Annotated in this window: 32 protein-coding genes and 1 other RNA gene; 16 read left to right on the top strand and 17 right to left on the bottom strand. The window is 61.0% G+C overall.

The window, feature by feature from the left end; genetic code table 11:
• Window positions 1-3: 3 nt before the first annotated feature.
• The 8 genes from tolR to ruvC all read right to left on the bottom strand — a co-directional run bounded on the left by tolR (window position 4) and on the right by ruvC (window position 4924).
• The gene (gene tolR, locus LG281_RS15995) at window positions 4-459 is read right to left on the bottom strand and encodes a protein TolR (protein WP_404402426.1); all 456 of its coding nucleotides are present in this window, start codon (window positions 457-459) and stop codon (window positions 4-6) included.
• Window positions 459-1169, bottom strand: coding sequence for a protein TolQ (gene tolQ, locus LG281_RS15990; protein WP_404402424.1), 711 nt, complete (start codon window positions 1167-1169; stop codon window positions 459-461). The genes tolR and tolQ overlap by 1 nt, the downstream gene beginning before the upstream one ends.
• A gap of 186 nt (window positions 1170-1355) precedes the next feature.
• Window positions 1356-1781 (bottom strand): YbgC/FadM family acyl-CoA thioesterase, encoded by a 426-nt coding sequence (locus LG281_RS15985; protein WP_404402422.1) that lies wholly within the window; start codon window positions 1779-1781, stop codon window positions 1356-1358.
• Window positions 1778-2824, bottom strand: coding sequence for a Holliday junction branch migration DNA helicase RuvB (ruvB, locus tag LG281_RS15980; protein WP_404402420.1), 1047 nt, complete (start codon window positions 2822-2824; stop codon window positions 1778-1780). Before ruvB ends, LG281_RS15985 begins: the two co-directional genes overlap by 4 nt.
• Window positions 2821-3219, bottom strand: coding sequence for a PIN domain-containing protein (locus tag LG281_RS15975; RefSeq protein WP_404402418.1), 399 nt, complete (start codon window positions 3217-3219; stop codon window positions 2821-2823). The genes ruvB and LG281_RS15975 overlap by 4 nt, the downstream gene beginning before the upstream one ends.
• Window positions 3216-3476 (bottom strand): AbrB/MazE/SpoVT family DNA-binding domain-containing protein, encoded by a 261-nt coding sequence (locus tag LG281_RS15970; RefSeq protein WP_404402416.1) that lies wholly within the window; start codon window positions 3474-3476, stop codon window positions 3216-3218. Before LG281_RS15970 ends, LG281_RS15975 begins: the two co-directional genes overlap by 4 nt.
• A gap of 65 nt (window positions 3477-3541) precedes the next feature.
• Window positions 3542-4159, bottom strand: a complete 618-nt coding sequence (gene ruvA, locus LG281_RS15965; protein ID WP_404402414.1) for a Holliday junction branch migration protein RuvA — start codon at window positions 4157-4159, stop codon at window positions 3542-3544.
• Between the two features lie 258 nt (window positions 4160-4417).
• Window positions 4418-4924 (bottom strand): crossover junction endodeoxyribonuclease RuvC, encoded by a 507-nt coding sequence (gene ruvC / locus LG281_RS15960; RefSeq protein WP_404402412.1) that lies wholly within the window; start codon window positions 4922-4924, stop codon window positions 4418-4420.
• A gap of 228 nt (window positions 4925-5152) precedes the next feature.
• Here ruvC and LG281_RS15955 point away from each other — a divergent pair, with 228 nt between their 5' ends.
• The gene (locus tag LG281_RS15955) at window positions 5153-5920 is read left to right on the top strand and encodes a GGDEF domain-containing protein (protein WP_404402410.1); all 768 of its coding nucleotides are present in this window, start codon (window positions 5153-5155) and stop codon (window positions 5918-5920) included.
• A 53-nt stretch (window positions 5921-5973) separates the two neighbouring features.
• Here the strand turns inward: LG281_RS15955 and LG281_RS15950 are convergent, their stop codons facing one another.
• From LG281_RS15950 to ssrS, 4 genes are all read right to left on the bottom strand, one after another.
• Entirely contained in the window at window positions 5974-6720 is a 747-nt protein-coding gene (locus LG281_RS15950) for a YebC/PmpR family DNA-binding transcriptional regulator (protein WP_404402408.1), read from the bottom strand.
• 88 nt (window positions 6721-6808) lie between these two features.
• The gene (locus LG281_RS15945) at window positions 6809-7633 is read right to left on the bottom strand and encodes a TIGR00282 family metallophosphoesterase (RefSeq protein WP_404402406.1); all 825 of its coding nucleotides are present in this window, start codon (window positions 7631-7633) and stop codon (window positions 6809-6811) included.
• Entirely contained in the window at window positions 7630-8208 is a 579-nt protein-coding gene (locus LG281_RS15940) for a 5-formyltetrahydrofolate cyclo-ligase (RefSeq protein ID WP_404402404.1), read from the bottom strand. Before LG281_RS15940 ends, LG281_RS15945 begins: the two co-directional genes overlap by 4 nt.
• A gap of 99 nt (window positions 8209-8307) precedes the next feature.
• Window positions 8308-8467, bottom strand: a non-coding RNA gene (ssrS, locus tag LG281_RS15935) — 6S RNA.
• 103 nt (window positions 8468-8570) lie between these two features.
• On the opposite strand from ssrS, the gene LG281_RS15930 reads away from it, so the two are divergent.
• Window positions 8571-9176, top strand: coding sequence for a nucleotidyltransferase family protein (locus tag LG281_RS15930; RefSeq protein ID WP_404402402.1), 606 nt, complete (start codon window positions 8571-8573; stop codon window positions 9174-9176).
• Between the two features lie 12 nt (window positions 9177-9188).
• Here the strand turns inward: LG281_RS15930 and LG281_RS15925 are convergent, their stop codons facing one another.
• Window positions 9189-9956 carry a hypothetical protein gene (locus tag LG281_RS15925; protein WP_404402400.1) on the bottom strand — a complete coding sequence of 256 codons (768 nt, stop codon included), beginning with the start codon at window positions 9954-9956 and terminating at the stop codon, window positions 9189-9191.
• 139 nt (window positions 9957-10095) lie between these two features.
• Here LG281_RS15925 and LG281_RS15920 point away from each other — a divergent pair, with 139 nt between their 5' ends.
• The 4 genes from LG281_RS15920 (at window position 10096) to LG281_RS15905 (ending at window position 12427) form a co-directional block, all read left to right on the top strand.
• Entirely contained in the window at window positions 10096-10764 is a 669-nt protein-coding gene (locus tag LG281_RS15920; protein ID WP_404402398.1) for a GntR family transcriptional regulator, read from the top strand.
• A gap of 149 nt (window positions 10765-10913) precedes the next feature.
• A complete protein-coding gene (locus LG281_RS15915) occupies window positions 10914-11498 on the top strand; it encodes a biotin transporter BioY (RefSeq protein ID WP_404402396.1) in 585 nt (194 codons plus the stop codon).
• Entirely contained in the window at window positions 11495-11911 is a 417-nt protein-coding gene (locus LG281_RS15910) for a DUF1284 domain-containing protein (protein ID WP_404402393.1), read from the top strand. The genes LG281_RS15915 and LG281_RS15910 overlap by 4 nt, the downstream gene beginning before the upstream one ends.
• 39 nt (window positions 11912-11950) lie before the next feature.
• Window positions 11951-12427: a GNAT family N-acetyltransferase gene (locus LG281_RS15905; protein ID WP_404402391.1), complete on the top strand. Its 477-nt coding sequence runs from the start codon at window positions 11951-11953 to the stop codon at window positions 12425-12427.
• A gap of 17 nt (window positions 12428-12444) precedes the next feature.
• Here LG281_RS15905 and LG281_RS15900 read toward each other — a convergent pair whose 3' ends face one another.
• The 4 genes from LG281_RS15900 to LG281_RS15885 form a co-directional block, all read right to left on the bottom strand.
• Complete coding sequence (locus tag LG281_RS15900; RefSeq protein ID WP_404402389.1) at window positions 12445-13365, bottom strand: leucyl/phenylalanyl-tRNA--protein transferase; 921 nt, start codon at window positions 13363-13365, stop codon at window positions 12445-12447.
• A gap of 84 nt (window positions 13366-13449) precedes the next feature.
• Entirely contained in the window at window positions 13450-13989 is a 540-nt protein-coding gene (locus LG281_RS15895; protein ID WP_404402387.1) for an MOSC domain-containing protein, read from the bottom strand.
• Window positions 13986-14366: a cell division protein ZapA gene (locus LG281_RS15890; RefSeq protein WP_404402385.1), complete on the bottom strand. Its 381-nt coding sequence runs from the start codon at window positions 14364-14366 to the stop codon at window positions 13986-13988. The genes LG281_RS15895 and LG281_RS15890 overlap by 4 nt, the downstream gene beginning before the upstream one ends.
• A 25-nt stretch (window positions 14367-14391) precedes the next feature.
• Entirely contained in the window at window positions 14392-14673 is a 282-nt protein-coding gene (locus tag LG281_RS15885) for a DUF4164 family protein (RefSeq protein WP_404402383.1), read from the bottom strand.
• A 208-nt stretch (window positions 14674-14881) separates the two neighbouring features.
• Between LG281_RS15885 and tkt the strand changes: the two genes are divergently transcribed.
• From tkt to LG281_RS15835, 10 genes are all read left to right on the top strand, one after another.
• Window positions 14882-16861, top strand: a complete 1980-nt coding sequence (gene tkt, locus LG281_RS15880) for a transketolase (RefSeq protein ID WP_404402381.1) — start codon at window positions 14882-14884, stop codon at window positions 16859-16861.
• 49 nt (window positions 16862-16910) lie between these two features.
• Window positions 16911-17918 carry a type I glyceraldehyde-3-phosphate dehydrogenase gene (gene gap / locus LG281_RS15875; RefSeq protein ID WP_404402379.1) on the top strand — a complete coding sequence of 336 codons (1008 nt, stop codon included), beginning with the start codon at window positions 16911-16913 and terminating at the stop codon, window positions 17916-17918.
• Between the two features lie 154 nt (window positions 17919-18072).
• Window positions 18073-19275, top strand: a complete 1203-nt coding sequence (locus LG281_RS15870; protein ID WP_404402377.1) for a phosphoglycerate kinase — start codon at window positions 18073-18075, stop codon at window positions 19273-19275.
• Between the two features lie 4 nt (window positions 19276-19279).
• Window positions 19280-19825 carry a GNAT family N-acetyltransferase gene (locus LG281_RS15865; protein WP_404402375.1) on the top strand — a complete coding sequence of 182 codons (546 nt, stop codon included), beginning with the start codon at window positions 19280-19282 and terminating at the stop codon, window positions 19823-19825.
• 123 nt (window positions 19826-19948) lie between these two features.
• The gene (locus LG281_RS15860) at window positions 19949-20971 is read left to right on the top strand and encodes a class I fructose-bisphosphate aldolase (protein WP_404402373.1); all 1023 of its coding nucleotides are present in this window, start codon (window positions 19949-19951) and stop codon (window positions 20969-20971) included.
• A gap of 106 nt (window positions 20972-21077) precedes the next feature.
• Window positions 21078-21668, top strand: a complete 591-nt coding sequence (locus LG281_RS15855; protein ID WP_404402371.1) for a thiamine phosphate synthase — start codon at window positions 21078-21080, stop codon at window positions 21666-21668.
• Window positions 21669-21915: 247 nt separating this feature from the next.
• Window positions 21916-22956: a tetratricopeptide repeat protein gene (locus tag LG281_RS15850; RefSeq protein ID WP_404402369.1), complete on the top strand. Its 1041-nt coding sequence runs from the start codon at window positions 21916-21918 to the stop codon at window positions 22954-22956.
• A 149-nt stretch (window positions 22957-23105) separates the two neighbouring features.
• Window positions 23106-23669, top strand: a complete 564-nt coding sequence (gene efp / locus LG281_RS15845; RefSeq protein ID WP_404402367.1) for an elongation factor P — start codon at window positions 23106-23108, stop codon at window positions 23667-23669.
• A 38-nt stretch (window positions 23670-23707) separates the two neighbouring features.
• Window positions 23708-24499, top strand: coding sequence for an inositol monophosphatase family protein (locus LG281_RS15840; protein ID WP_404402365.1), 792 nt, complete (start codon window positions 23708-23710; stop codon window positions 24497-24499).
• A gap of 123 nt (window positions 24500-24622) precedes the next feature.
• Window positions 24623-25624, top strand: coding sequence for a flagellar motor protein MotA (locus LG281_RS15835; RefSeq protein ID WP_404402363.1), 1002 nt, complete (start codon window positions 24623-24625; stop codon window positions 25622-25624).
• Window positions 25625-25627 lie beyond the last annotated feature (3 nt).

The raw sequence follows: 25627 nt of genomic DNA, 5'->3' as shown, positions 1-25627 counted from the left end.
CCTTTACCGGCCTGCCTCGCTTGCGCCGGCCTGATCGGTGACGAGCCCGATGCGCGAATACCCCGCGCCCGAAAGCATACCCATCACCTGCATGACCGTACCGTAATTGACGCTGGCATCGCCGCGTACATACAGGCGCGCTTCGGTGTCCTCGGATACCGCACGCACCGCTGCGATGAGCCCCTCGAGCGCGACGGGATCCTCACCAACGAAGACTTGCCCCTCCGGGGTCACCGAAACCGTGACCGGATCGCGCTGGGATTCCATCTCGCTCGCCTGGGTTTCGGGCAAGTCGATAGGTACGCCGACCGCCATCATCGGCGCGGCAACCATGAAGATGATCAGCAAAACGAGCATCACATCCACGAACGGCGTGACGTTGATCTCGCTCATCAGGTTGGCGCGACCGCGGCGGCGTCTTCCGCCCCCGCGTCCGCCGCCATTGACGGCCATGCCCATTAGCGGCGGCTCCTTGCCTCGAGCTGGCGGCCCAGAATTGCCGCGAATTCATCGGCGAACCCTTCGAGCCGGCCGATCAGCTTACCCGCGTCCCCGGAAAGCTTGTTGAACGCGATCACCGCCGGAATGGCCGCAACGAGACCGATAGCGGTCGCAAACAGCGCTTCGGCGATGGGCCCGGCGACGACCCCGAGGCTCGCGCTCTGCGAGGCGGCGATCGAGGAGAACGCGTTCATGATGCCCCATACCGTACCAAAAAGGCCAATGAATGGCGCAGCGCTGCCCACCGTCGCGAGGAACGGCAGGCGCTTTTCGAGTTCTTCGCTCTCACGCGCGATGGCAACGTCGAGCACTTTGTCCAGCCGTGCTTGCACGCCGACATAGCTCGATGCGTTCTGCTCGTGGGATCTCTTCCACTCCTTCATCGCCGCAACGAACACCGAGGCGAGCCCGGTGGTGGGGCGTTGGGAGAGCGTCTGATAGAGTTCTTCGAGCGACTGGCCGGACCAGAAAGTCTTTTCGAACCGGTTCATCTCGCGCCGCACGCGGGTGAACATCATCGACTTGTCGATGATGATGGCCCAGCACCAGATCGATGCGGCGAGAAGTCCGAGCATGACGAATTTGACGACGATGTCGGCGGCCAGAAAGAGGCCGATCGGCGAAAAGTCGTGAGTGGCGACCGTGCCCACTGCTTCGATTGCTTCCATAAGCGCGTGTACCTTTACGTCGAGGAATGCGTCGCAACCCGCGACCATCTTGGATATTGCGATCCGATGAGTGCCAATTTTGTCAAAATTAGAGCTTTTCCGCCCGTTCGAGCGCAGGGAGCGCATCAATAGGACGTCATCGGGTTCGTTGGCCACATTTATGGTCAATGAATGGTTAATAACCGTTCAATGTGAGCGAAACCGGGCTCTCAGCGCTTCGGGCAGCCGTACGGGCCGGCCCACCGCATTGATCAGCACCGCTGTGACTTTCGCCGAGCAGACGATCTCACCTTCCCGGCGCATGATCTGCGCAAGAATGAACCGCGCACCGGACATCTCCAGAAGCCGGGTTTCGACCTCCAGGAGGTCGTCGATATGCGCGGCACGATCATAGGAGATCTCGAGGTGCCGCACCGCAAAGGCCAAGCCGTCGCGGGCAAGTTCGGCGTGATGGATGCCGTGCGCACGCAGGAATTCCGTCCGCGCGCGCTCGAAGAATTTCAAATACGCCGCGTGGTAGACATTGGTAGAAAAATCCGTGTCCTCGAAATAGACCCGGACGGGAAACACGTGTGAACCGTCCGGATTGAGGGCCCCACCGAACGCGATCACAGGTCCTCGCCTTCGCTATCTTCGAACAAGCTCGCCTGATTGCCGATAAACCCTTGCGGCACCGCGTAGCCCATGTGCTGGAACGAAAGCGCCGTCATCATCCGCCCGCGCGGCGTGCGCTGGATGAACCCCTGCTGGATGAGATAGGGCTCGACGATCTCCTCGATCGCGTCTCGGGGTTCAGAGAGCGCCGCGGCGATGGTTTCAATCCCCACAGGCCCGCCACCGTAGAACTCGGCGATGGTCTTGAGATATCGCCGGTCGAGCGTATCGAGCCCACGGGCGTCGACGTCCAGACGCAAGAGCGCACGATCCGCGACCTCCCGCGTCACCTTGCCGGAGCCCTCGACCAGCGCGAAATCCGTTACCCGACGCAAGAGTCGCCCCGCGATACGCGGCGTACCGCGCGAGCGCCGAGCGACTTCGAGCGCGCCATCAGGCGTCATCTCCATGCCCATCATGCGCGAGCCGCGCTCGACGATTTTGACCAGTTCCTCGGGCGTATAGAAGTTGAGCCGCACGGGGATGCCGAACCGGTCGCGCAGCGGCGTCGTCAAGAGCCCCGCGCGGGTCGTCGCCCCTACAAGCGTGAACTTCGCCAGATCGATCCGCACCGACCGCGCCGCAGGCCCTTCCCCGATGATGAGATCGAGCTGGAAATCCTCCATCGCGGGATAGAGAATTTCTTCAACCGCTGGATTGAGCCGGTGAATCTCGTCGATAAAGAGCACGTCGCGCTCTTCAAGATTGGTCAAGAGCGCTGCGAGATCGCCCGCCTTGGCGATCACCGGCCCGGAAGTCGCCCGGAACCCTACGCCCAATTCGCGCGAAAGGATTTGCGCCAGCGTCGTCTTGCCCAGCCCCGGCGGGCCGACGAAGAGTACATGATCGAGCGCCGCCTGCCGCTGCTTGGCCGCCTCGATGAAGACCTGCAAATTGGCCCGTGCGTCTTCCTGCCCGATGAACTCGTTGAAGCCCAAGGGGCGCAGGGAGACATCGAGGCTGCCGTCGCGTTCGGCTGTGGCGTTGGTGAGATCGGTCACGTCAAAAGGTCCATGCCATCGACGACCTTGAATGCTGGCTTGTCGAACGTAACCACGGACGTGCAGCCAGCTTCCCTGCTGGTCTCTGCGATCAGGATGTCGGCAAGATCCGCTCGGGTATTGGCATACTGCTCCACGATTACACGCACCGCGTCCTCATGCTCGAGCACGACGTTCGCGCTTTCCAGAAAGGCCCGCAAAACCGCCAATTGCCCATCTCGTTTGTATCCGTAGCCGCGTTTGAGAACCCACATCACCTCCATAAGCGTTACGATCGAGACGAACACGGGATCTTCTACCGTTCGCCGCGCGAGAAATTCCTTGGCCTTGGCGGCCTGCTCCGCGTTATCGAGCACAAAAAGCCGAACCAGTACGTTCGTGTCGACCCCTATCAAGAAACCGAGCGCCTGTATTCTTCGACAACCGCGTCGGCCACGGTATCATCGATATCCTCGACAGAGAGGCGCCTACCATTGGGCGGCTCACCCAATAGGCCGGCAAAATCCGCGATATTGCGGGTCTTGGCCCGCAACTCATAATGCCCGTGGATTTTCACAAACTCGATCTTATCCCCAGGCTTGAGGTTCAGATCGTCCCTGACATCCTTGGGCAAGGTCATCTGCCCTTTTGACGTAAGCGTTGCGACTGACATTACCATCTTCCAAATTCCTTACTTTCAATAAATAGTAAGGAATACGCCAATAATCAAGGAGCGCATCACGAACTCAACTCCTTCAGCCCCAACCGAATGAGCTTCTCGGTTGGCGTATCCTCGCCCTCCTTTGCGACGATCCGTGCCACCGCGCCGGATGCCTGCGCCTGCGCATAGCCCAGATTGACCAGCGCCGAAACCGCATCGGATACCGCCCCAGGCGCCACACCCTCCCCAAGGGCAGTCTGCAGGCCCGCAACCCCGGCATCAATCGCCCCGAGCGCCGGAACCTTGCCTTTGAGTTCGGAAACGATGCGTTGCGCCAGCTTCGGCCCCACGCCCGGCGCGCGGCCCACCATCGCCTTGTCCTGCAGTGCAATGGCCGAGGAAAGATCGGACGGTGAAAGCGTTGAGAGAATGCCCAGCGCCACACGCGACCCCACGCCCTGGACACTCAGCAAAAGCCTGAACCAGTTCTTTTCCGCCTCGGTGGCAAAACCATAGAGCCGGATCATGTCCTCGCGCACGATCATCTCGATGAACACAACCGCCGCCTCGCCCACGCGCGGTAGAGCCTGCAGTGTCCGGCCCGAGCAATGCGCCTCGTAGCACACACCGTTGACGTCGATGAGCGCGATATCCTCGCCGATGGTTTCCACCAACCCCTTGAGCTTGCCGATCATGTTGGGCCTATTAACACTTATGGATAGGGGTTTGACGGGCCATGGTCCGAGAACCTTTCGTGGAAAATTGCGCGTGGTGGACAAATGTCCACGAGTGGGATTTTTCGCGACAAGGGGCCGGACCATGACCCGCCCGGAGGGTTTTGCATAAATCGTCCACTGCCGGCGCGTTTCCCCTTGCCAAGGGGAGCCCTTTGGCTGCGGGAAAACACTTGCCATTGAACGATTTATGCAAAATCAAACCCCTATCCATAAGTGTTAACAGGCCCCCACCGCCAGTTTGCGATGTTGCCGATGATGCGCATGGCAGATCGCTATGGCGAGCGCATCGGCAGCGTCGGTGGATTTGAATTTGGCGGCAGGGAGCAGGGTTCTGACCATCAGTTCGATCTGCTTTTTCTCCGCATGGCCCGTGCCCACCACGGACTTCTTGACGAGGTTGGCCGAATATTCACCGACCGGAAGCCCCATGGAGGCCGGCGTCATGACAGCGATGCCGCGGGCCTGACCGAGCAGCAATGTCGAGCGCGCGCCCGCATTGACGAAGGTTTCCTCCACCGCCGCCTCGTGCGGATGGTGCTCCGCAATCAGCCGCATCAACCCCTCATGCAGATGCACGAGCCGCAAGGCGAGTTCCTGATCGACAGCCGGTGTCAAAACGCCGCAGGCGACGAAGCGCAGCCGCGTGCCCTCGGCTTCGATAATACCCCACCCGGTGCGCCGCAGCCCCGGATCGATGCCCATGATTCGCACCAGATTCTCCATGTCCGGCAGTGTATGTCAGCGCTCCAACCCTACCAAGCACAAAGTGAACAAATCAGAAACAAACCTATTTTGTGCACAGCCAATCCGAAGGCTCGCATTTTCCGGACGGCTGCAAGGACTCATTTAAGGATTCCGACCTAGTGTCCGCCCCGACGCGAGAACACCGGGACGCACCTACCGATGCCGCAAACCAATTCCCTACCCAGGCATGCCTGGGGTCAAGTCGTTATGCGCACCTTGCGCCATCTTGCTTTTGCGGTCCTTGCCTCTGTCATCGTCAGCTACGCGATCCTCGAAACCTTCTCGAATGGACTTGGAATGGTCGGCCTTGTCGCCGCCATCGTCGCGCCACTCGGGCTTGCCGGACCGATGGTGTTCTTCATGGCGCTCAAGCACAAGCAGCTTGAGATCGCTTATGAACGGCTCGAAGCCGCAGCGGCCCGTGACAGCCTCACCCAATGCCTCAACCACGGAGCCTTCGTCACTGAAGTGAGCACCTTGCTTGCGGAGGCTCAAGGCAAGGGCGGCGGGCTGCTTGTCATCGACGCGGATCATTTCAAATCGATCAACGACCGCTTCGGCCACGCATGCGGGGACACCGCGCTCAAGATGATCGCCGCAACAATCCGCTCAGTCGTCCGCGAAACCGATATCGTCGGCCGGTTGGGCGGTGAGGAATTCGGCATCTTCCTGCCCGGTGCGGGCGAAGCCGTAACAAGGATCGTCGCCCAGGACCTGCGCCTTCGTATCCGTGCAATCACCTTCGACATCGGCGGCGAGACCTGTTCGCTTTCGGTTAGTATAGGCGGCGCAGTCAGTGAAGGCCCGGCCGCATTCGGCGACCTGTTCCGCTACGCCGACGCGCAGCTTTATGCGGTCAAGAATGCCGGGCGTGACAATGTCGAAGTCATGACCTTTCCGGCCAGCCCGACGCTGCCGGCTGCGGCCAATGCCCCCACGCTGATGTATCGGGGCCAGAGAGTGGTTAACTCCTGAAAACACAAAAGGCGCCCCGAGTGGAGCGCCTTTCTGAGGTTAATGTGCGAAGATCAGGCCGAAAGCTTGGCCATGTCCTCATCGCTCATCTCGAAATTGGCATAGACGTTCTGCACGTCGTCATCGTCTTCGAGATTGTTGATAAGCCGCATCAGGCTCTCACCCTTGTCCGCGTCGATCGGCGTCAGCGTCTGGGGCCTGAAGATCGGCTTGACCCGCTCGGCCTCACCCAGTGCGGCTTCGAGCGCGGTGCTGACATCGCCTATATCTTCAAAGGCGCAATAAATGGTGTGCCCATCTTCGTCGCTCTGGACGTCGTCGGCGCCCGCTTCGATCGCCGCTTCCATCACCGTGTCGGCATCACCAGCCGATGCAGGGTAGTAAATCTCACCCACGCGGTCGAACATGAACGCGACCGAACCTGTTTCCCCCAGCGCGCCACCCGCCTTCGAAAACGTCGAACGCACGGTTGAAGCCGTGCGGTTGCGGTTGTCGGTCAGCGCTTCCACGATCACGGCGACGCCACCGGGCCCGTAGCCCTCGTAGCGCACTTCCTCATAGTTATCGCCCTCGCCACCGACGGCCTTCTTGATCGCCCGCTCGATATTATCCTTTGGCATGGACTGGGCCTTGGCGTTGTTGACGGCCAGGCGCAGACGTGGGTTCATGGCAGGATCGGGCATGCCCGACTTCGCCGCGACGGTGATCTCTCGCGCCAGTTTGGAAAAAATCTTCGAGCGCACCGCGTCCTGACGGCCCTTGCGGTGCATGATGTTCTTGAACTGTGAATGGCCGGCCATAAGCGGTCAGTTCCCCGTCTTTACTCAATGTGGCTGATCGGTGCCGGTTTATAGTCCCGGGAAAAAGAGAAATAAAGAGGGCGTCCGATCAACGCGTTGCAAACTCCGGATATGCCTGCGCCAGGCTTCCGCCGATCCGGACCGGCAAAACCTCGGTGCAAAGCCCCGTCTTCGGATCGGTCTCGATCGCCACACCGCTAAGCGTCGCTTCGCCCTCGGCCGGCGTGAACCGCGCAGTTTGAAGCCCGGTCAGGAACCGGTTGAGCGGCTCTTCGGATTCCATGCCGATGATACTTTCATAGTCTCCACACATGCCCGCATCGCTCATCAGAGCCGTGCCCCCCTTGAGGACGCGATGATCGGATGTCGGGATGTGCGTATGCGTGCCCACGACGAGCGAAACGCGGCCATCGAGATAATGTCCCATAGCCTGCATTTCCGAGGTCGCCTCGGCGTGAAAATCGACGACGATGGCATCCGCCTGCTCACCCAGCGGACAGGCGGCAATGGCCGACTCCACTGCGCGGAACGGGTCGTCCATCGGTGGCATGAACACGCGCCCAAGCACATTGACGACGAGCACCTGATGCCCGTTGCGTCCAGTAACGAACGCCGCCCCCCGGCCCGGCGCGCCGGGCGGAAAATTGACCGGACGAACGAGCGTCTCATGCCGTGCGATGGCGGTCATCATCTCGCGCTGATCGAACGCATGGTCGCCCAGCGTCACGACATCGGCACCCGCATCCCGCAACGCTTCATAATGCGCTTCGGTAATTCCCTTGCCATGACTGGCGTTCTCGCCATTGACGACAACGAAATCGAACCCGTAGGTCCCGATAAGCTCCGGCAGGCGCTCAGCGACCGCGCGGCGGCCAGCCTTGCCCATAACGTCTCCGAGAAACAGAAGCCTCATGCGGGCTCGAACCTGTGCACCCCGGCCTCGGTGACAAGAATGTCGAGGGGCAAATCGTGAGGTTCGCGCGGGATGAAATCGAGTTCCTGCGCGGCAAAGGCGATCCCGACAATCAGTGGCTTGGTTTCCAACGCATCGAGCGTACGGTCATAATACCCTTTGCCATAGCCTAACCGGGTACCCAGCCTGTCAAACGCCAGAAGCGGGATGATGACGACGTCCGGAGCGGCCAGCGGCGCCGTCTCGGGTGGCGCCAGCGTACCGAAACCGGAGGGATAAAGTGGCTGGCCAGCTTCCCACAGCCGCAATTCGAGCGGTATGCCGTCGCCCATGACCACCGGCAGGCAGACCTGCTGGCCAGAATCCATCAACCGCGTGAGGATCGGCTTGCAATCGATCTCGTCGCGGATTGGCCAATATGCGGCAACGACCTGCCCGGGCTCGAGAGGCACGCTTTCGAAAAACAGCGTGGCGGCGATATTGGCGGCATCGGCACGGTCTGCGGCGGGGATTTTCGCACGCTTGGCGAAGGCCTCCTGGCGCAGCGCCGCCTTCTGCTCCTCGAACTGGGTCAAGCCTTGTGTCAAAACGCGCGCGTGTCCTCGCCCTGGAAACCTTTATTCTGTCACGTTTTCGAACCGCAAAAGTGGTACCCACTTTTACTGAAAACGCTCCTATGTGCCGCCCTGGCCGTGGGATGTTTTCGATCCCGGGAACCTACATAAGTAGGTGGGCGCCGTGTATCCGAGCCCACGGGCCCGGTCAGGGACAGCTCCCTTTAGGATCGATAAGGCCCCGGGGATGCAAGTATCCACACGCACCGGGCAGCATTCGATCATATAGGCCTTCTTGAGCTCCGGGCAAAGGGGGCAAAAGCACTGACGCGACGCATTTCTTCCTTCTACGCGCATAGGGGAATCGCGGTAGGCTCAACGTCATGGACGGACATCTCAAATGGGCAGGCAAATCCGACACGGTTCAGCGCGCGGCGCTGGAATCTATCGTACGCGGACATGACGTGCTGATGGACGTTCTCGTGGGTCTGCGCGAGATGGACCTGCCCGACCACCTCATCGGCTCGGGCGCGATCTACAACGCCGTCTGGAGCCATTTGACCGGCAAGCCGCTGCTCACGGGCACAAAGGACATAGACGTCATTTATTTCGACGGATCCGACCTTTCCTACGAAGCCGAGGACCGTGTGATCCGGACCGTGGAAAACCGGTTCGCTGATCTCTCCGTACCTGTCGAGGTGCGGAATCAGGCCCGCGTCCACCTCTGGTTCCCCGACCGCTTCGGCTTCGCGGTCCCGCCGCTTGCGCGGACAAAGGACGCCCTACTCCGTTACGCCTCCAAGACCCACGCTGTTGCCGTCAGGCTCGAGACGGACGACAGCCTTACCATCGAGGCGCCGTTCGGCCTCGAAGACATGTTCGCCTTCCGCATCACGCCCAACCACGCGCTCGACAACAAATACACCCACCACGAAAAGGGTGCCCGCGCCAAGACGATCTGGCCGGAGATCGAAGTCGTGCCGTGGTGAGTCGAAAATATGCTAGGCCGCATCCGCACGTCGGCCGGCTTGCTCCCGCTTCGGCACCCGCGCTTCCGCCAGCACCCTGACATCGAGTGCGCCCCATTGCGTGCCGATATGCGTGCAAAGGGCGATGACGAACACAGATAGCCCCGCGATCTCCAGGCTCTCCTCGAGCACCGAGATAAAAATATAGGGCAGGCTGGACGTACTCCAGGCTTCATCGAATGCGCCGCCGAGGAATTCCATCCCAAGCGCACCGCCCACGTAAAGCACCCCCGCGGCAATAATCCATGCAGCCGTTCTGCGCGGCAAGCGCAACACGAAGGGCAGGAAATAAAGTCCGAGCGCGAAAACACCGATCGCACCTGGAACGACCCATGCGTAATAGAAAATCCCGGTCGCATCGAAAGCGCCGCGCAATGGCCGCATCAGCGCCTCATGGAAGCTCGCGGCCTCATCGAGCGACATGAGCAGGAAGATCGCCGAAAGCGTCATCCAACGCACCCAATCCCGGCCATCATCGGCGCGGGTGGCGCGGGCAATGAGATAAAGCAGCGCCGCGCAGATAAACAGCAAGATCGTCGAATACCAGGACGGCATCGCCAGTTCGGTATCGAGTGCAAAGTGACGCAAGTCCATCAGCGGCGTGTCCAGCCCGATCTGCCAGATCACGATCTCCCGTAGAACACCGAGTGCGATAACGACAGCACTCGCGAAAACCACAATAGCGACAAGTCTTGAAAGATCGAGCCCAATCCCCCGATCGGCTCCATGAGCGTTTGCCATAAATCCCTCAAATATAAAACCGCGCCTCGATTTATGACATTTAAATGACAGCCCCCGTCCCCTCAAATCTTATGTTCCCATTAGGTAAACGGGCTACACCATTCTGGACAGCCTCACTTCGCCAAATTATCTATAATCAATGACTCAAGCCAAATCAGAGACCATCGCCGTCCGTATCAGCCGTGTTCTTGCCGATCGTATCATCGCAGGGGAAATCGAACCCGGCGCCCGGCTGCGGCAGGATCATATCGCCGAGGAATTCGGCACCAGCCACGTTCCTGTACGCGAAGCCTTCCGCCGGCTCGAAGCGCAAGGATTGGCAAGAAGCGAGCCGCGCCGCGGTGTCCGCGTGGCCGCGTTCGACCTGTCCGAGGTCCGCGAAGTCGCCGAAATGCGGGCAGCGCTGGAGGTCCTCGCGCTGAGCCACGCGGCGCCCCACCTCACCTCCGCCATCCTCGATGAAGCCGAAGAAGCAACCAAGGCCGGCGACGTCTCTCGCGACGTGCGGTCCTGGGAAGACTCCAACCGGCGCTTTCACCGGTTGATCCTTGCTCCCTGCGGCATGCCCCGTCTTATCGCGGCCATCGACGATCTGCACGCGGCAAGCGCCCGATTCCTCTTTGCCGCCTGGCAGTCGGACTGGGAAACGCGCACCGACCACGACCACCGCGCCATCCTCGCGGCGCTGCGCAAGGCCGATATCGACGCTGCTGCCGCGATCCTCGCAAAACATGTCCGCTGGATCGGCCAGAAACCTGTCAAAACCGCGTCCGGCAAGACCCGCGACGCCTTCGCTATCGTGGGATAAACGATAGGGGCTTGCGTTTGCCGCGCATTTATGGACTCAATAATAGATCATTATCATAAATTATCTATAATTTTTGATAGTGACACGCTTGGAAGGATGCAACAGCCCTTCCACCGGTCCAGACATGCCAATGAGGAGCATCGCAAGACATGTCCCAAACCACCGCCCAGACCACCACATACAGCCCGCTGGCGCTTGAAAGCCGGCCGCTCGTCTGGCAGATCGCCGCTGTTTTCGCCGGCACGTTGGTGCTGACGCTTTCGTCCTATATCTCGGTCCCGATGTATCCGGTTCCGGTGACGATGCAGACCTACGCCATTCTGATGGTTGCCGCGCTCTATGGCTGGAGGCTGGGCACGCTTACCGTGCTTGCCTGGCTGGGCGAAGCCGCGCTAGGCCTGCCCGTTCTCGCCGGTGGCTCCGGCGGCCTGCCCGTATTCGCCGGCCCCACGGCGGGCTATATCTTCTCCTGGCCGCTGATCACCGCCTTTGTCGGTTGGCTCGCAGAACGCGGCTGGAACGGACATCGGCCGCTCCTGGCATTTACGAGCATGCTGCTCGCGGGCACCTTCTGCCTTGTCATGGGTACCGCTTGGCTCTCGGGCTTTATCGGCATGGATAAGGCCGTCGAGGCCGGTTTCCTGCCGTTCATCCCCGGTGACGTCCTCAAAGCGGCCCTCGGCGCGGCAACGCTGATGCTGCTTGCACGCAAGACCAAGGGCGGCAACGCTTGACCATCCGTCTTCGCCCCCACCACCTGCTCTGCATCCTGACCTATGTCGGTAAGGGCTACAGCCCGGCCTTTACAGCCAACTACGACAGGATTGCCGAACGGATCGGCGGGGGCGAGGACATTGAAATCGTCGCCGGCCCGGACGACATCTGCACACCGCTGATGGACGAAACCGAACCCCACTGCCTGCGCGAAAGCGTCATCGAGCGCGATGCCCGCGCTACTGAAGAGGTCGGCACGCTGTTAGGCACGAGGATTGCCGAAGGTGCGACGCTCACGCTGCCTCCAAAAACGCTCCGAAACCTGCGCTGGGCCTTCGCGCAAGGCCAAACCCGCGCAGCCTGTGCAGGATGTAACTGGGCCGAGCTTTGCGACGGGATTGCCGAAAACGGCTTTCGGGGCGCTCGGTTGTGATACAGGATAGCGCAGCGGCTTTAGGCAGGAGGCATACCATTGGATCGGCAGGCATACACGATTTCCCACTTGAGAGCGTGCCGCCAATTTGCAGGCGTTGTCGCAGATCGCATTTGGACGGCTTGGTGGCGCGACAATAATTACCCACTGCGCTTCATATCCGAACAAATCGATGAAATGCTCCATACCGGCGGCGTGCCGCTGACCTTGGTTGCACATAACGGCGAAGCTTTTCTGGGAAATGCCTTAGTTATTGAAAGTGACATGGAAGCGCGCCCGCAATACACGCCCTGGGTTGCCGCAATCTGGGTGGAACCGGAGTATCGAAAGATCGGTATCGGCTCCGCGCTGGTTTCCTCCGCCGCGCAAACCGCGTTCGCGTTGGGATCGGATACGGTTTATCTGTGCGCCGCGGAAGACAAGTCCCCATTCTATGAAAAGTTGGGGTGGCAGATGATTGAAGAGGACGTATCCGGCCTCAACGTATTCTCATTGAAGCGACCGATTGCGATTTGAAACCTCTGCGCTGCCGGTCAGCCTGCTTTTTCGTCTGCAAGATTGCGACCATCGATCCACGTCAACTCCTCCGCTGGAACACTGGCCTCCCAGTCCACTGAAGCGTCGAGCGTTTCGTCGACCTGCCACGGGCCTACCGGTGCTGTCGGGGCCGGACCATTGAGCACTGCGACATAGTCGGCGTGCGGGATCAGCCGGAACCCCACCGAGTCGAGATAGGGTGTAAACGCCTTGCCGTCGGCCAGAAGAAATCCCCAGGCGCTCAGGTGCCGCATCAGCGTCACCATCGCTACCTTGGACGCGTTCCGCTTTACCGTGAACTGAGATTCGATGATGAAAACAGGGCCCGAAGCGATCCCGAAACCGCCACCGGCGAGCGTACCGTCCTCCGCCCAGGCCTCGAAAGAATGAGCATGACCCGCCCGGTGCAGCTCGCTATAGGCGGCGATGATATCCTCGGTGATCCAGGTGAGCGGCGTCTTGCCGTCCCGCGGCTGGGCACAGGCACGCATGACGTCTTCAAAGCACGTATCGAATGTCACTTTGAAGCGCTTGTTGCGCACCATGCGCCTGACGTCCTTGTCACGGACGATCCTATGTGGCGCAATCACCATGCGCTCGGGGTTCATCCACCACTTCTTGCGTCCCACATGGCTGAATGGGTAAAGCCCCTTGGCAAACCCCCGCATCAACACATCGGGCGTCATATCCCCGCAAATACCTGCAAATCCAAGCGGGTGCCGCAGCGCCAGCGCATCGTCTTCAAGGCAGGCGTCATACCGTTCGAAGCCGAGTTTGGCCTTGATCCAGGCAAGCAGCACCGCTGGCAACACGGCAACGCGTTTAGGCCGCAGGGCGTAGGCCGTCCCCAGAACCACCCTGCGCACATCGTCGCGCAGACCGGCGAATGTCCGAGGGGGGTATTTCAATGAAAGCATATAGACGCGTCCTTTCGCCCACGTCGGAGCAACCCTCCGGGTGATCGCTCGAACACCTAACCGCCAAACCTTAAAAAGCCCTGCCTAAACGCGTTCCAATTGAACCAGAGGAGCCTCCGGCAGGGTCACGGCAATCGCATCGTTCGCCCGCACGATACCGCCCTTGAGAACGATGCCCATGACCCCCGTCCGCAAGAGCGGCTTACCGTCCGTGCGCTTGCCGATCATATGCTTCAAGAGCCCGGGACGATAGGCTTCGATCTGGCTGCAGGGGTTGCGGAGCCCGGTGATCTCCACCTCCGCCTCCCCGATTGCGAACCGTGTCCCGCGCGGAAGGGAAATCAGGTCGATCCCCCGCGTCGTGACATTCTCCCCGAGCGCGCCGAAACCCACGTCGAACCCCAGCGCATTGACCTCGTCGAGCAGTTCGGACGCGATGAAATGGACTTGGCGCAGATTGGGCTGCGAAGGGTCTGCCGCGACCCGGCTGCGGTGCTTGACCGTCACGCCCGCATGCGCATCGCCTTCCACACCCAGCCCTTCGATCAGCGTAATCGCGTCGCGCCTCTGCTTGGAAAACCCGTGTGCAGGACTGGCATGGACGGCGACAATCTCGGCCTTCATTGCGTCTGCGTATCCTGCCCCGCCGCATCGATCGCCGTGGCTATGGATTCGATCCGACGTGCGACATCGCCGAGCTTGGCCGCGAATTTCGCCTCCATGCCTTCGGCTTCCGCTGCTACATCGTTGCCCGCCTTGGTCACCGCGTCGAGCTCGGCTTTGAGCGCGGCGAGCTTTTTTTCCGCCTCGGAGAGCTCATCGACAACCGCGATGCCGGCCATCACAGTCAGCCGCGTATCACCGATCTCGCCGAACGCGCCCTTATACTCGTCGATATAGCCGTTGAACCGCGCCGCCAGCCCGGAAAGGTGGGTCTCCTGCCCATCCTCGCAGGCCATACGAAACTTGCGGCCGTTGATTTCGACACTGACTTCAGCCAAACGTGCCTCCTCTAAGAGGTGGGAATTACTGTTCGAGCACGGACCGGACGTTTTCCATGGCGTCGACAAGCCGCTGGGAAACCTCCCCCGCCACCTCGTCGAGCCTCTCGGCCTTGGCGCTCACACGGTCGAGTTCGCTCGCGAACCGCGCACGGTCCGTGGAAAGCCGCTCGACATCGTCTTGGGCGCGGCTGAGGACCCGCATGCGCTCCGCGAGGGTCTTGACGCTGGCTTCGAGCATATCCAGTGCGCGGTCAAGATCGGCCGCTGCGTCCTCAAAGCTTTTTCCTGCCTCTGTCCCCGCCAAGCGAAATCGCCCTTCGAATCCCGTGTGATCGATTTGTCCACAATAACCTAAAAAATGGCGGAATTGGCAAGGCCACACGGTTTGTCACACTTTCCCACGACATTGACTCGCAAAAAGGGTCTGCTATGTGTCTCGCCAGCGCAAAATGGCCGAGGCAGGCGGCTCGCGCGTGGACGTTCTCTTCTAGGTCAAATTCTGGGAATCCCTAATGACAGACAGAGCCAAACACGACGCAATGGCCAATGCCATTCGCGCCCTTTCGATGGACGCGGTGCAAGCTGCCAATTCGGGCCATCCGGGCCTGCCCATGGGCGGCGCCGACATCGCCACCGTGCTCTTTACCAAGTTCTTGAAATTCGACCCCAAGGCCCCACACTGGCCGGATCGGGACCGCTTTGTCCTGTCGGCAGGCCACGGCTCGATGCTGCTCTATTCGCTGCTCTACCTCCTCGGCTATGAGGATATGAGCCTCGACGACCTCAAGAACTTCCGCCAGCTCGGCCACAAGACCGCCGGTCACCCCGAGTACGGCCACGCCGAGGGCATCGAAACCACCACCGGGCCCCTCGGCCAAGGCCTCGGCAATTCCGTCGGCATGGCCATCGCCGAAGCCAAGCTGCGCGCCGAGTTCGGCCCCGACCTCGTCAATCACTACACCTATGTCTATGCCGGTGACGGGTGCCTTATGGAAGGCATCTCCCAGGAAGCCATCGCGCTTGCCGGGCACTTGAAGCTCAAGAAGCTCATCGTCATCTGGGACAACAACGATATCACCATCGACGGCAAAGTCGGCCTCGCGGACTCCACCGATCAGCGCAAGCGCTTCGAGGCATCGGGCTGGCATACCATTGGGATCGACGGCCACAACCCTGACGAAATCGAAAAGGCGCTTGCCGAGGCTCAGAAGTCCGACAAGCCGACCCTGATCGACGCCAAGACCACCATCGGTTTCGGTGCACCCAACAAGGGCGGCACCAACAAGGCTCACGGCTCCCCGCTCGGTGACGAGGAAATCGCGCTTGCCCGCAAGCAGTTGGGATGGGACCATCCGCCTTTCGAAATTCCTGAAGACATCATGGATGCCTGGCGGCTTGCCGGCAATCGCGGCACCAAGGAGCGCTCGGCCTGGACCGACCGGCTCAACGCCGCGGACGCTGAGGTGAAGTCCGAGTTCGAACGGCGCCAGCGCGGTGCGCTGCCCGCCGAATTCAAGCCGGCACTTGAGAAATACAAAAAGCAGCTCGCTGAAGAAAAGCCCAAGCTCGCGACACGCGCATCCTCCCAGAACGCGCTCGAAGTGATCAATGGTGTCGTCCCTGAAACCCTCGGTGGCTCGGCTGACCTCACCGGCTCGAACAACACCAAGACGAGCCAGACCAACTCTTTCACCGCCGAAGACCGTACCGGCCGCTACATCCACTACGGCATCCGCGAGCACGGCATGGTGGCGGCCATGAACGGTATCGCACTCCATGGCGGACTCTACCCCTATGGCGGCTCGTTCCTCTGCTTTACCGACTACTGCCGCCCCTCGATCCGCCTTGCAGCACTCATGGGCATCCGTATCGGCCTTGTGATGACACACGACTCCATCGGCCTTGGCGAAGATGGCCCCACCCACCAGCCGGTTGAACACCTCGCCGCGCTGAGGGCCATCCCGAACCTTCGGGTTTTCCGCCCTGCCGACGCGATGGAAGCCGCCGAATGCTGGGAACTGGCGCTCGAACACCAGAGCGGTCCCTCCCTGCTGGCACTTTCGCGTCAGGGCCTGCCTGCAGTCCGCACCGAATATTCCGCAGAGAACCTCTGCGCCCGTGGCGCCTACACCCTTTGGGGCGAAAAGGACGCACAGGTCGTGATCTTCGGCACCGGCTCGGAAACCCAGTTTGCGCTCGAAGCGGCCAAGCAGTTGACCAATGAGGGCATTTCCGCCCGCGCCGTCTCTGTGCCGAGCTTCGAATTGTTCGCCGAGCAACCCGACGACTACAAGCGCTCGATCTTCGGCAACGCCAAGGCGCGCGTTGCCATCGAAGCTGCCGTGGAACAGGGCTGGGACAAATTCCTCGGCCCCACCGGCAAATTTGTCGGCATGAGCGGCTTCGGCGCCTCGGGCAAGATCGAGGACCTCTACCCCCACTTCGGTATTACGACACAAGCCGTTATTGAAGCGGCCAAGGCACAATTGTAAGAAGGCGCATCCTCTGCGCCTTCCCCTTTTTAGATCACAGGAGCGTCATATGGCAGTTCGCGTCGCCATCAACGGATTTGGCCGCATTGGCCGGAACATTCTGCGCGCCATCGTCGAGTCGGGCCGCACCGACATCGAAGTGGTGGCCATCAACGATCTCGGCCCCGTCGAGACCAATGCGCACCTCATCCGCTTCGACAGCGTGCACGGCAAGTTCCCCGGCACCGTCACGGTCGAGGGCGACACGATCGATGTAGGCACCGGTCCGATCAAGGTAACCGCCGTCCGCAACCCCGAGGAACTGCCCCACGCCGAAATGGGCGTCGATATCGTGCTCGAATGCACGGGTATCTTCACGTCCAAGGAAAAGGCCTCGGCACACCTCAAGGCCGGCGCGAAGAAGGTGATCATCTCGGCTCCGGGCGACGGCGCGGACCTGACCGTCGTCTACGGCATCAACCACGACCAGCTCACCAAGGACCACGTGGTCATCTCCAACGCCTCGTGCACAACCAATTGCCTGGCGCCGCTCGCCTATGTGTTCAATAACGAACTCGGCATCGAGCGCGGGATGATGACCACCATCCACTCCTATACGGGTGATCAGCCGACCCTCGACACCATGCACAAGGATCTCTACCGCGCTCGCGCGGCGGCGATGAGCCAGATCCCGACCTCGACCGGCGCCGCCCGCGCTATCGGCCTGGTGCTGCCTGAATTGAAGGGCAAGCTCGACGGTATCTCCATCCGCGTGCCGACCCCGAACGTGTCGCTTGTAGACTTCAAGTTCATCGCCAAACGCGACACCACGCCCCAGGAGATCAACGAGATCGTCAAGACCTATGCCGAAGGCAAGCTCAAGGGCGTTCTCAACTACACGCTGCACCCCAACGTCTCGATCGACCTGAACCACGATCCGCATTCCTCGACGGTCGCTTTCGATCAGACCAAGGTGATGGACGGCAATTTCGTCTCGGTTCTGTCCTGGTACGACAACGAATGGGGCTTCTCCAACCGCATGGCGGACACCGCCGTTGCGCTGGGTAAGACGCTGTAGGGCGTCGCTAAGGCTCAAAAATGTATCGAGAAGGCCGCCTCGGACAGGCGGCCTTTTTCTTTGCCGCAGTGCGCGACGCCCTTTTCCTTCCCCTCCGCTTCTGCTACCCGAAAAGCCGGACGGTGCGACCCGCAAACAAGAACGAGAACGAGCGATGACCAAAGGCTTCAAAACCCTCGACGATTTCGACCTTACCGGTAAACGGGTTCTCCTGCGTGTCGATCTCAACGTGCCGGTGAACGATGGCAAGGTCACCGATACTACGCGCATCGAGCGCATCGCGCGCACGATACGGGAGGTCTCCGACAAAGGCGGTCTGCCGATCCTGCTCGCGCATTTCGGACGCCCCAAGGGCAAGGTCAATCCCGAGATGAGCCTCAAGGTTGTCGTTCCGGCGCTTGAAAAGGTCATGGGAAAGACGGTTCATTTCGCCGATACCGACTGGACGGACGTTTCGGGCGCCGCAGCCGTGATCGAAAAAGCCGAACCTGGTTCCGTCGTGCTCGTTGAAAACACCCGCTTCCATCCCGGCGAGGAAGGTAATGACCCCGAGTTGATCGACCGCATGGCGTCGCTAGGCGACATCTATGTCAACGATGCCTTCTCCGCCGCCCACCGCGCCCATGCTTCCACCACCGGTATTGCCCATAAGCTCCCCTCTGCCGCCGGACGCGCCATGCAGGCCGAACTCGACGCGCTCGAAGCTGGGCTGGGCAAGCCGCAAAAGCCGGTGATCGCGATCGTCGGCGGCGCCAAGGTCTCGACCAAGATCGATCTGCTCGAGAACCTCGTCGAAAAGGTCGAGGCGCTGGTGATCGGCGGCGGCATGGCCAACACTTTCATCTACGCGCTCGGCTACGACGTCGGCAAATCGCTGTGCGAGCGCGACTTGAAAGACACCGCGCTGCGGATCATGGACAAGGCCGAAGAGAGCCACTGCGCCATCATCCTGCCCATCGACGGCGTGGTGGGCTGGCATTTCGAGGCCAACACACCCTCACGCACTTACGGGCTCGATTCCATCGACAAGGACGGCATGGTGCTCGACGCGGGCCCGCAATCGGTCGACAAGATCAAGACGGCGATCAACGAAGCCAGAACCATCGTCTGGAACGGTCCCCTCGGCGCCTTCGAGATTCCGCCCTTCGACAAGGCCACGGTTGAAGTTGCCCAATACGCCGCCGAACGCACCCGCAAGGGCCAACTCGTCTCGATCGCCGGCGGCGGCGACACTGTCGCCGCACTTGCCCATGCGGGCGTGAAGGAGAAATTCACCTACGTCTCGACCGCCGGTGGGGCCTTCCTCGAATGGATGGAAGGCAAACCGCTGCCGGGTGTCGATGCGCTGACGACGTAGCAACTTGATAGCCGAACCGCCGCGTTTTCCAGTCGCCCCCACGCTCTACACCGAGCGCCTCGTGCTGCGGGCCTATCGTTACGCCGATTTCGAGCAACTCGCCCAACTCTATTCCACGGACCGCTCCCGCTATATCGGCGGGCCACTGGGGCGGGAGCAGGTTTGGCTCGGCTTTATGAATACGGTCGGACATTGGCCGATCATGGGCTTCGGCGGATGGGCGGTGGATCTAGCCGAAACCGGCGAATGTATCGGCGAGGTGGCGGTATCCAAGCCCGCGCACTTTCCTGAAATAGAGCTCGGCTGGCTGCTGTTCGAGGGCTATGAGGGACACGGATATGCGTTCGAAGCGGCGAAAGAGGCGCAAGAATTCGCATTTGACGAACTCGGCCTTGAAACGCTCGTGTCTTACATCGATCCAGACAACGCCCCCTCCCGGCGCCTGGCGGAGAAGCTGGGTGGCGTGTACGACGCAAGCGCTCCGACGCCAAACGGCGATCCTACGCACGTTTTCCGCTATGCAAAATCTGAGGCCGCAAGTGCGAAATAATGCATAACGGCCCCGTTTCGTTCCTCCGCCGTTCGTTCAATAACCGAACGTCTAATCGATTTTTCCCGCGCTTTTTGGTTCCCTTGCTGCATCCCATTCCAGGCAACGGGGAACCATCAGGACATGTCTCGCCTCAGCGACGTAGCACGCCAACTTGTAGCCCCCGGCAAGGGCATCCTCGCCGCCGACGAATCCACCGGCACCATCAAGAAGCGCTTCGACACCATCGGGCTTGAATCGACCGAAACGACGCGCCGCGACTATCGCGAAATGCTCTTCGGCGCCACCGAGGCAATGAGCCAGTACATTTCCGGCGTCATCCTCTTTGACGAAACCATCCGCCAGTCCGCCGCCGACGGCACGCCATTCGTCGAGATGCTCAAATCCGCCAAATGCCTGCCAGGCATCAAGGTCGACAAGGGCGCCAAACCGCTTGCCGGTTTCGAAGGCGAAACGGTGACTGAGGGGCTCGATGGCTTGCGCGAGCGCCTCGCCGAATACGCACAGATCGGTGCCGCCTTCGCCAAATGGCGCGGCGTCATCGCCATTGGGGAAAACAAACCCAGCCACGCTGCCATCGTGGCCAACGCTCACGCATTGGCGCGCTACGCGGCGCTGTGCCAGGAAGCGGGCATCGTGCCAATCGTCGAGCCCGAAGTCCTCGCCGACGGCGCCCCGGGCGATCATTCCATCGCAACCTGCGAAAAGGTAACGACCGAAACGCTGGCGGAAGTCTTCGAGCAACTCCGGATTGCCGGTGTCGCACTCGACGGCATGATTTTGAAACCCAACATGGTCGTCCCCGGCATCAACGGCGAAAAAGTTAGCGTCGAGGAAGTCGCCGAGCGTACCATTCGCACGCTCAAGGCCACTGTCCCCGCCATCGTTCCGGGTATCGCGTTTCTGTCGGGCGGTCAGACATGTGAACAGGCCAGCGCCAATCTCTCGGCCATGCACAACCTGGGCGACCTGCCCTGGGGTCTCACCTTCTCCTATGGCCGCGCACTTCAGGCCGAAGCACTTGCCGCATGGGGCGGCAAACCAGAGAACGTGGAAACCGCGCGCAAGGCTTTCATCCACCGCGCGAGAATGAACTCCCTTGCCTCCATCGGCAAATGGGCGGCGGATCTCGACCACGCGGCCTAGCCCGTTATATTCAGTCTTCCCATGTATAAAGGGGCGCTGTATCGAAACAGCGTCCCTTTTTTGTCACCTTTGGCAGGCATGGGACAGCGAACTATAGTGGGGCGTCATGGCATACGAACTCTTTTTGATTGCGGCAGCGGATACGGACGCCACGACGACGATCGCTCGGCTCACAAACGTGCTCGCCACGGCGGCGCCGTCCGTACTCCTGATCCCCACTGGTGATCGCGATGACGACACCTATGCCAACCATGTCGAAACCATCCTCCCCTACGCCCAGCGCGCCGGCTGCGCAGTTCTACTCGACAACCGCCCCGAACTCGTCCGCACGCTTGGCGCCGACGGCGTACACATGACCGGCGGCATCAAGGCTCTCGCCGAAGCGGTCGGCGATCTCAAGCCCGACTTCATCGTCGGTACCGGCGATATCGGCACACGCCACGAAGCTATGGTACGCGGGGAAATGGACATCGATTATCTGATGTTCGGTGACCGCGACGATACCGACGGCGCCGCGATGGCAAACTGGTGGGCGGAAACCTTCGAAATTCCCAGTGTCTATCGTGCCGCCAGCCCGGGAGACCCTGCACTCGCGGATATCCGTACCGAATTTATCGCACTTTCCGGCCCTGACTGGGAGGATCCGGCCAAGCTCAAAGCGATCAAGGGACGAGGGCCTGTTAACACTTATGGATAGGGGTTTGATTTTGCATAAATCGTTCAATGACAAGCGTTTTTCGTGGCGCGGGATAATCCCCGTGCCGCGAGAAACGCGCCGTCAGTGGGCGATTTATGCAAAATCCTTCGGGCGGGCCATAGTCCGGCCCCTTGTCGCGAAAAATCCCGCTTGCAGGCAACAGCCTACGGCGTGGGATTTTCCACAAAAGTTGCTCGGACTATGGCGCGTCACCCCCCTATCCATAAGTGTTAACAGGCCCTACAGCATGACACCTATGCGCCGCACCGCCGTCGCATGTCTGGTTCTCCTCGCGCTACCGCTCGCCCCGGCGCTGGCGCAGCAAAAGACGCAGATGGACGAAGCGTTGGAAATCTCGCGCATGCTGCTCGCAGCTCCCGAAGGCGTCGATGCAGCCTATGGCGCCTATCAGCGCGGCTACTACCTCACGGCTCTCGAACTCGCCATGCCCCGCGCGGAGGCTGGCGATGCCGCAGCGCAAACGCTCATCGCCGAGATCTACGCCAACGGCCTCGGCGTCGGCCGCGATATCCCCAAGGCCATCGAATGGTACACCAAGGCTCACGAGAACGGTGACATCCAGGCCAGCTTTCAGCTGGCGACGATCTACCAGTTCGGCGACGGGGTGGAGCGAGACCGCGCCAAAGCCGCCGAGCTCTTCAAGACCGCCGCCGACGGCGGCCACATCGCGGCCAAATACAATCTCGGCCTGCTCTACGTCGAAGGCGAGTACCTCGAACCGAATCTCACCCGAGCAGCCGAGCTCATCGGAGAAGCCGCCGAGGCGGGTTACCCCGACGCACAATACGATTTTGCCGTCATGCTGCTCGAAGGTGCCGGCGTCGCCCCCGATACCGCCCGCGCTATGGATCTGCTCACCATGGCGGCTGAAAACGGCCACATTGCCGCGCAGGTCGAGCTCGCAACGCTCTACTACACTGGTGCTGGAGGCACCCGCGATGTCGCGGCAGCCGCCGACTGGTACCGGTCGGCGGCTGAACTGGGCAACCCTGTCGCCCAGGTACGCTACGCCATCCTGCTGCTTGCCGGCGAAGGCGTGCCACGCGCCAATCCCGAAGAAGCCGCCATGTGGCGTGCCCTGGCGCGTACCCAGGGCCACTCGCTGCCCCAACTCGAACAGATGATCGCCGGGATCAGCCCTGACATCATCGCTGCGGGCGAGGAACGTGCCCGCTTCTGGCCCGGCCGTCCACCGGCAAGCTCAGCCGTTAGCGCACCGCCAAGCTTCGAGGGCCAGACCCAGGGCCTTGACGCAGCAAACGGCTAGTGGTGGTGCCGCCCCCTCCGCCGTCATCCTCGCGTCAAGCACACTTGAACATCCCCGCAATCTGGGGCAAAAGCCAGCGCATAGACAATTCTCCATCTCCGGCCCCTGACAACGCTCTCGGGTCGGACCAGCAAAAGTCGCAGTCAGATATGAAGATCAACGGCAACGAAATCCGTCCGGGCAACGTGATCATGCACCAGGACAAGCTCTGGGTCGCGGTCAAGGTGGACCACGTTAAGCCCGGCAAAGGCGGCGCCTACGCCCAGGTGGAACTCAAGGCCATCGTCGAAGGCACCAAATTGAACGAACGCTTCCGCTCCGCAGAAACCGTCGAGCGCGTTACCCTCGAGCAGCGGGACTTCCAGTACCTCTACCAGCAGGGCGATGCGCTCGTGTTCATGAACACCGACACCTACGACCAGATCGAGCTCGACGTCGATTTCGTCGGCGATCGTGCCGCCTTCCTTCAGGACGGCATGATGGTCACGGTCGAAATGTACGAGGACAAGCCACTCGGTATTCAGCTTCCAGCCCAAGTGACCCTGGAAGTCACCGAGACCGAGCCCGTCGTCAAAGGCCAAACGGCAGCGAACTCCTTCAAGCCCGCGATCCTTGAGAATGGCGTCAAGACCATGGTCCCGCCCTTCGTCTCGACCGGCCAGAAGATCGTCGTCGACACCAACGAAGTGACGTATATCCGCCGCGCGGACTGACCTGACGGCATCCCGCCGACAATCGAAGGACAATACCCATGGCCCGCTCGGCGCTCTTGAACATCATGGTCAATGCCGCACTCAAAGCCGGCAAGGGCCTCATCCGCGATTTCGGCGAGGTCGAGAACCTGCAGGTGTCCCGCAAGGGTCCCGCGGATTTCGTCTCCGTCGCCGACAAGCGTGCCGAAAAGATCGTCATGGACGAGTTGATGAAGGCCCGCCCCACCTATTCGCTGCTCATGGAAGAGGGCGGAGAGGTCAAGGGCACCGACGGCATGCATCGCTGGATCATCGATCCTCTGGACGGCACGACGAATTTTCTGCACGCCATCCCGCTCTTTTGCACGGCCATCGCACTAGAACGCAATGGCGAGATTGTCGCGTCGGTCATCTACAACCCGGTGATGGACGAGCTTTACACCGCCGAAAAGGGCAACGGTGCCTGGCACAACAACCGCCGCCTGCGCGTCGCGTCGCGCAGGCACCTTGCCGAGGCTGTCGTTTCCACCGGCATCAAACTGACCGGCAAGTCCACCGATGCAATTGCTCTCCGGCAGGTCGCGTCGGTTACGCCTGCGGTTGCCGGCGTCCGGCGCTCGGGCTCGATCTCCGTCGATCTCGCCTGGCTCGCCGCGGGCCGTTTCGACGCGCTCTGGGAAGACCGCCTCGCCCCCTGGGACGTCGCTCCGGGCCTCCTGATGGTCAAAGAAGCCGGCGGCTTCGCCTCCGACTATTCAGGCGGCGCAGACATGGTCGACAAGGGCGAGATCGTCGCAGGCAACGAAGCGCTCCACGCTGCACTTTTGAAGACGATTCAATCGGTTCGCTGAACCCCTGTCCGTAGAAATCAGTTAACCAAGTCCATTGTCAGGCCACTATGCTCTGACTAAGCTGGCGCTGAAATGCGCGCCGGCTGTCTTGGCGTGCGTCCACTACAATTCAGGCAAGGTGCAATGAGCCAGACCTACGATCCCTACCACCTCGCCAATCCGGCGGTCTATCTGATCAAGATGACCATCTTCCTCGTTCTGGTGGCGTTGGTGGCGGTGATTATCTTGCCGCAACTGCTCGATGCGTTCTGGGCCAACCCTTTCATCAACGGTATGATCCTGTTCGTCCTGGCTGTGGGCATCGTGCTTTCATTCCGGCAGGTTGTGCGGCTTTTCCCCGAGGTCAACTGGGTCAATTCCCTCCAGGATGGTCAGGGACCAGCGCGCCGGAACCCGGTGCTGCTCGCGCCCGTCGCGGGCATCATGCGCGACCGGCTGGGCGAAACCGTTATCACCCCGGCATCGATGCGCTCGATCCTCGATTCGGTCGGCATCAGGCTTGACGAAGCCAAGGACACTTCGCGCTACCTCACCGGCCTCCTGGTTTTCCTCGGTCTCTTGGGCACCTTCTACGGGCTCCTACAGACCGTTGCCGCGGTCTCTGGAGTCATCCAGGGGCTGGACGTCACTTCGGGGGACACCGCCAATATCTTCGGCAATTTGAAAGAAGGCCTCGAAGCCCCGCTCGGCGGCATGTCAATCGCCTTCGCGTCCTCGCTTTTCGGCCTCTCGGGCTCCCTGATCCTAGGCTTTCTCGATCTCCAGGCGAGCCAGGCGCAGAACGCCTTTTATACCGATCTCGAAGACTGGATGAGCTCAATGACAGAGCTCGACCACCCCATGACTGCGATGCAAGCCAGCAATTTTGGCGTCTCGGGCAACGAAATGCAGCAGATGTTCGAACGTTTAGGTGCGTCTATGCAGTCCCAGAGCTCATCCCAGAACGCCATCCGCGCCATGGCTGAGCTCGCCAAGGGCATCGACGGCTTGGTCAAGCATATCCGCGCCGAACAGGAGGATTTGCGCACCCATATCGCCGAACAGGCTGAGGTAAACAAACGCCTCTCGGCACTGATCGACACGCTCTTGCAGGACACCGACCGCCCCGGCGGCGGACAACATTAGGAA

Origin of the sequence: Pelagibacterium halotolerans, assembly GCF_044811015.1 — a bacterium.
GTDB classification, from domain to species: Bacteria; Pseudomonadota; Alphaproteobacteria; order Rhizobiales; family Devosiaceae; genus Pelagibacterium; species Pelagibacterium halotolerans_A.
This window is presented reverse-complemented; position numbering and strand designations above follow the sequence as displayed.

Bases quoted from the DNA above. Each gene is read 5' to 3' on its own strand.
- LG281_RS15930 (WP_404402402.1), top strand. From the start codon at position 8,571: ATGGACGGACATCTCAAATGGGCAGGCAAATCCGACACGGTTCAGCGC.
- LG281_RS15895 (WP_404402387.1), bottom strand. From the start codon at position 13,989: ATGAAGGCCGAGATTGTCGCCGTCCATGCCAGTCCTGCACACGGGTTT.
- LG281_RS15915 (WP_404402396.1), top strand. From the start codon at position 10,914: ATGTCCCAAACCACCGCCCAGACCACCACATACAGCCCGCTGGCGCTT.
- tolR (WP_404402426.1), bottom strand. From the start codon at position 459: ATGGGCATGGCCGTCAATGGCGGCGGACGCGGGGGCGGAAGACGCCGC.
- LG281_RS15835 (WP_404402363.1), top strand. From the start codon at position 24,623: ATGAGCCAGACCTACGATCCCTACCACCTCGCCAATCCGGCGGTCTAT.
- LG281_RS15925 (WP_404402400.1), bottom strand. From the start codon at position 9,956: ATGGCAAACGCTCATGGAGCCGATCGGGGGATTGGGCTCGATCTTTCA.
- LG281_RS15840 (WP_404402365.1), top strand. From the start codon at position 23,708: ATGGCCCGCTCGGCGCTCTTGAACATCATGGTCAATGCCGCACTCAAA.
- tolQ (WP_404402424.1), bottom strand. From the start codon at position 1,169: ATGGAAGCAATCGAAGCAGTGGGCACGGTCGCCACTCACGACTTTTCG.
- LG281_RS15900 (WP_404402389.1), bottom strand. From the start codon at position 13,365: ATGCTTTCATTGAAATACCCCCCTCGGACATTCGCCGGTCTGCGCGAC.
- ruvC (WP_404402412.1), bottom strand. From the start codon at position 4,924: ATGGAGAATCTGGTGCGAATCATGGGCATCGATCCGGGGCTGCGGCGC.
- LG281_RS15870 (WP_404402377.1), top strand. From the start codon at position 18,073: ATGACCAAAGGCTTCAAAACCCTCGACGATTTCGACCTTACCGGTAAA.
- LG281_RS15850 (WP_404402369.1), top strand. From the start codon at position 21,916: ATGACACCTATGCGCCGCACCGCCGTCGCATGTCTGGTTCTCCTCGCG.
- efp (WP_404402367.1), top strand. From the start codon at position 23,106: ATGAAGATCAACGGCAACGAAATCCGTCCGGGCAACGTGATCATGCAC.
- LG281_RS15955 (WP_404402410.1), top strand. From the start codon at position 5,153: ATGCGCACCTTGCGCCATCTTGCTTTTGCGGTCCTTGCCTCTGTCATC.
- LG281_RS15920 (WP_404402398.1), top strand. From the start codon at position 10,096: ATGACTCAAGCCAAATCAGAGACCATCGCCGTCCGTATCAGCCGTGTT.
- LG281_RS15970 (WP_404402416.1), bottom strand. From the start codon at position 3,476: ATGTCAGTCGCAACGCTTACGTCAAAAGGGCAGATGACCTTGCCCAAG.
- LG281_RS15945 (WP_404402406.1), bottom strand. From the start codon at position 7,633: ATGAGGCTTCTGTTTCTCGGAGACGTTATGGGCAAGGCTGGCCGCCGC.
- LG281_RS15855 (WP_404402371.1), top strand. From the start codon at position 21,078: ATGGCATACGAACTCTTTTTGATTGCGGCAGCGGATACGGACGCCACG.
- LG281_RS15950 (WP_404402408.1), bottom strand. From the start codon at position 6,720: ATGGCCGGCCATTCACAGTTCAAGAACATCATGCACCGCAAGGGCCGT.
- gap (WP_404402379.1), top strand. From the start codon at position 16,911: ATGGCAGTTCGCGTCGCCATCAACGGATTTGGCCGCATTGGCCGGAAC.
- ruvA (WP_404402414.1), bottom strand. From the start codon at position 4,159: ATGATCGGCAAGCTCAAGGGGTTGGTGGAAACCATCGGCGAGGATATC.
- LG281_RS15860 (WP_404402373.1), top strand. From the start codon at position 19,949: ATGTCTCGCCTCAGCGACGTAGCACGCCAACTTGTAGCCCCCGGCAAG.
- tkt (WP_404402381.1), top strand. From the start codon at position 14,882: ATGACAGACAGAGCCAAACACGACGCAATGGCCAATGCCATTCGCGCC.